Here is a 4,826-nt window from a genome sequence, read left to right as displayed (position 1 = left end):
AAAGTCAACGGTATCACGACCTTCTCCACCGTCAAAATAGTTAACACCGCCACTGTCTTGGAAAGTATCATTTCCTGCACCACCGACATATTTGTCATCACCCTCTAAACCCAAGAAAGTGTTGTCAACTTCGTTACCAGTGAGTTCGTCATTAAAATTAGTACCTACGGCTCTTTCGATACTAATTAAAGTTTGTGCTACTTCCTGATCTTGCTCATCGGTGTAACTAGCAGTGCCTTCAGCCAGATTCAGCTTAATACCAGAGTTGATTAGATTTTGAAAGTCAACGGTATCAAGACCTTCTCCACCGTCAAAATAGTTAACACCGGCACTGTCTCGGAAAACGTCATTTCCTGCGCCACCGACATATTTGTCATCACCCTCTAAACCGGAGAAACTGTTGTCAGCCTCGTTACCGATCAGTTCGTCATTAAAATTAGTACCTACTGCTCTTTCAATACTAATTAAAGTTTGTGTTACTTCCTGACTTTGATCATCGGTGTAACTAGCAGTGCCTTCAACCAGATTCAGCTTAATACCAGAGTTGATTAGCTCTTGAAATTCAACGGTATCAAGACCTTCTCCACCATCAAAATAATTAACACCGGCACTGTCTCGGAAAGTATCATTCCCAGCACCGCCTTGGAGGACATCATTACCACTATCACCCCAAATTCGGTCATTCCCAGCGCCACCTTGAATTACATCCTCACCTTCTCCACCAAAGAGTGTATCATTCCCTTCATTTCCTTGGATTACATCATCACCCTGATCTCCAGAAATTACATCATTACCTAGATTTCCCTGGATAAGATCATTGCCTTCCCGTCCTCGAACAATATCGTTTCCATCTAAAGCTTGAATGATGTCGTTTTCAGAGAGACCTTCTAAATTATCTTCGTTGAGGGTTCCTAAAATAATTGCCATTTTTTTATCTACTCCGATAATGGAATATTGATGCTGACAATTGAATATTATGAATGTAGTCCTATTTTATAAAAAAAATTAAAAATAAAGGGCAGGGCTGTTTCTGGCGTCGAGCTAAAATTTGTTTTATTGGTGGGGAGATAGGGAAATAGGGAGATAGGAAGATAGGAGAAATTAAACCGAATCAAAAGGTATTTTTAACCTTAAAAAAACCTCTTCCCGATTCCCGATTCCCGACTCCCTACTCCCTACTCCCTACTCCACTAAGAAGCGCTACACCTTAGCCTCTTCTTTCACTAACTTATCCCAACCCAAATCCTTGAGACTGTTATTGCGACGTAACGGACGGGTTGCCAATTCCAGAATATCTCGGGCATTAGTAAAGCCGTGCATTTGAGCAAAGGTAAACTCAACGGACCACTTAGTATTAATCCCTCGTGCTTCCAAAGGATTAGCATGAGCCATACCGGTAATCACCAAATCCGGCTTCAAGTCATAAATCCGCTGAATCTGGTTGAAATTGTCTGGCTTCTCGATAATCTTGGGAGTTGGTACACCCATTTCGTGGCAAGTCTGTTCTAACAGAGCTAACTCAGCTTTCTGATAACGCTTATCCATGTAAGGGATACCGATTTCATGGCAAGTCATACCGCAACGAACCAGGAAACGAGCTAAGGAAACTTCCAGCAAGTTATCCCCCATGAAAAATACTGACTTACCACGCAACAGCTGGATATAATCCTCCAAGCTTTCCCAAATTTTAGCTTCCCGTTCTGCCAAGCCTTTTGGTTCAATACCAAACACAGAACACATTTTCTCTATCCAAGCCCGAGTGCCATCCGGACCAATGGGGAAAGGTGCGCCAATTAACTTACACTTGCGGCGGCGCATCAGAGTAGTCGCAGTACGGCTTAGGAAAGGATTAACCCCAGCAACATAGTAACCTTCTTCTATTACTGGTAATTCGGTATAACGCTTAGCAGGCAACCAACCAGACACCTTAATCCCCTGCTTCTTCAACTCTAGGGTGAGGTTAGTCACAACCGGGTCAGGTAGGGAGCCAAACAAGACTAGGGGTGGATGATCCGCATAGTCTGACTCTTCCGCAGCCACCTCTTCTTTCTGGCGTCCAAAGTTGAGGAGTTTTGCGATCGCATTCCGCTCTTGTTTCTCCTCTTCCACCTGGGGTGCTTCCTTCGGACACTTGTGAGCCATCGCCGCCAAGACCGTATCTTCACCCTGGGTGAAAGCATAGTCTAAGCCATTAGCACGAGCCACCACAATCGGAATACCAATCTCAGATTCCAGCTTGGGAGCCAAGCCTTCCAAATCCATCTTGATAATTTCCGTAGTGCAGGTACCAATCCAGACAATCACACTAGGATTGCGATCGCGTTTAATCTGCAAACACAACCGCTTCAGTTCCTCGTAATCATTGAGCTTAGCGGAAATATCCCCTTCTTCCAACTCCGCCATAGCATAGCGTGGCTCAGCAAAAATCATCACCCCCATCGCATTTTGGAGGAAATAGCCACAAGTCTTAGTACCAATCACCAAAAAGAAACTATCTTCAATCTTTTGGTAAAGCCATGCCACGCAGCTAATCGGACAAAAGGTATGGTAATTCCCAGTTTCGCACTCAAAATCTAGGGCTTGAGGGGTTTCAGCAACAGTCATTTAAAATTCTCCTCTCCTGGTTTCTCTCGTCGGTTTTAAGGGTTTAAAGGTTGAAGGGTTGAAGGTTTAATGTTGAAGGTTGAAGGTTGAAGGTTTTAAGGGTTGAAGGTTTTAAGGCTTGAAGGATTGAAGGGTTAACGGTTAACGGTTAACGGTTGAAGGTTTTAAGGGCTTAAGGTTTTCAGGTTTGCTGTTGACTCTTATAACTTTCAACCGGGTACATCTCATTAAAGCTGTTTGACCCGGTGGTGCGTTACGGGACGGACTGTCTCAACACTGGCTACCGAGAAAATTAGGGCTCGCCCGTCCCTAACGCACCCTACGCCTCTTATAACTTTCAACCTTCAACCTTCAACCTCCTAACCTTCAACCTTCAACCTTCAACCTCCTAACCTCCTAACCTTTGCTTACACCATCATCAGGTCTAATTCTTCTTCCTCAGTCACTGCTGGGGTTTGAGGATTGAGGTAGAAGTCAGACAGCAAAGAGAACAACTCCCGGTCAGGTGCATCTTGAGGTACAACCCCCTCAGGCTGTGCCAGAATTTGGTCAGCAATGTTGAGATAGTATTGGCAAACAGGTTCCAGGCTAGGGTCAGTTTCTGCCATTTCAAAAATCGTTTTGCCCTTAACCCGAGAGACACGAATGTCCTCAATTAGTGGCAGAATTTCCAGCACTGGCATCGGCACAGCTTCGATATACTTATCGATCAAGTCGCGCTTAGAGGTGCGGTTGCCAATCAGACCAGCCAGACGCAGCGGGTGAGTGCGAGCTTTTTCACGAACAGAAGCAGCAATCCGGTTAGCAGCGAACAACGCATCGAAACCGTTATCCGTCACAATCATGCAATAGTTGGAATAGTTCAGGGGAGCAGCAAAACCACCACAGACTACATCACCCAGAACGTCAAACAGAATCACATCGTACTCATCAAAAGCATTCAGTTCCTTGAGCAGCTTTACAGTTTCACCAACCACATAGCCACCGCAACCCGCACCAGCCGGGGGACCACCAGCTTCTACGCAATGAACACCACCATAACCTTTGTAAATCACATCTTCAGGCCAGACATCTTCGTAGTGGTAATCCTTTTCCTGAAGGGTATCAATAATCGTAGGGATCAGAAAACCAGTCAGAGTGAATGTGCTGTCATGCTTCGGGTCACAGCCAATTTGCAGCACCTTCCGACCCCGCTTAGCTAGGGCAACTGAGATATTACAGCTAGTTGTGGATTTACCGATACCACCTTTTCCATATACTGAAAGTTTCACCTTTAATCTCCTGTTTCCGATAAAAATTCTTATGTTGTCTTTGCCCCTCAGCCAGCCGAAAGCCAAATTTCAGCAATTATGCTTGATTTATCTTAGGTGCGCGCCTCCTAGGGCGAGTAAATCGCCCTTGGGTCGCACCTCAGGCAGTGATTCAGCGAGGAACCCTAAAGCCAGCGGTAGATTGCTTGGCTTTCGGCGCTTATTGCATTATTCACGAACTGCACCATAAAATACATGGTCTTTTTTATGGATATAGCCTTTAAATTAGTTTAAATCAACTTCTTTAAACTTAAGCGATTATATAAAGCACTTTAAATCTTATTTATTAAATTTAATATTTAAATAATTATTTTTATATTTTTTTTTACTAAAAAGTAGTACAATAAACAAAAATAGTAAATCACCAGCCTGGATTAAGCGGGGGTACTACTCAAAAAGTCCCCTAAGTTTGGGGGATTTATGGGAAAATGGGTAAATCCTGTAAGAGTTAAGGTTGCTCACCATAGAGCATGGCTGGGCAAAATCATCAAGACCCACCAGAAGCCATAGGCGGGTCTAGCTATTGAAGTTTTTTGTAAATAATAATTAAATTTTTTCGGAGCAATCACCGCAATCTTCGTCGATAGAGTCACAGAATTTGAAAGAGGTACAAAGAATCGGGAATCGGGAATCGGGAATCGGTAATCGAATCGGTAGGGAGTAGGGAATCGGGAATCGGTAATCGGTAATCGGTAATCGGGAGTCGGGAATCGGGAATCGGGAATCGGGAATCGGGAAAACTGATCTGATTCCCCATCTCCCCATATTCCCCTCCTGGGAGGGGTTAGGGTGTGTTTTCAAAGTTTTCCGCAAGATATTAGATCCCCCCCAGCCCCCCTTATTAAGGGGGGAGCCATACTCAAAGTCCCCCTTTTTTAAGGGAAACGGGGGTACTCGGAGTTTGAAGACACG

The 4,826-nt window shown here is 44.4% G+C and carries 3 protein-coding genes and 1 pseudogene; all 4 read right to left on the bottom strand.

The window, feature by feature from the left end:
- Window positions 1–927: calcium-binding protein (locus F6K20_RS12400; RefSeq protein WP_287294847.1), on the bottom strand; the 927-nt coding region annotated here is incomplete at its 3' end.
- Window positions 928–1,200: 273 nt separating this feature from the next.
- Window positions 1,201–2,604: a ferredoxin:protochlorophyllide reductase (ATP-dependent) subunit N gene (locus F6K20_RS12395; RefSeq protein ID WP_009149514.1), complete on the bottom strand. Its 1,404-nt coding sequence runs from the start codon at window positions 2,602–2,604 to the stop codon at window positions 1,201–1,203.
- 407 nt (window positions 2,605–3,011) lie between these two features.
- Window positions 3,012–3,875 carry a ferredoxin:protochlorophyllide reductase (ATP-dependent) iron-sulfur ATP-binding protein gene (gene bchL, locus F6K20_RS12390; protein ID WP_009149517.1) on the bottom strand — a complete coding sequence of 288 codons (864 nt, stop codon included), beginning with the start codon at window positions 3,873–3,875 and terminating at the stop codon, window positions 3,012–3,014.
- Window positions 3,876–4,460: 585 nt separating this feature from the next.
- A pseudogene (locus F6K20_RS12385) lies at window positions 4,461–4,826 on the bottom strand (hypothetical protein); the annotation flags it as partial.

Source organism: Moorena sp. SIO2C4, from assembly GCF_010672485.1.
In the GTDB taxonomy this organism is placed as follows: domain Bacteria; phylum Cyanobacteriota; class Cyanobacteriia; order Cyanobacteriales; family Coleofasciculaceae; genus Moorena; species Moorena producens.
This window is presented reverse-complemented; position numbering and strand designations above follow the sequence as displayed.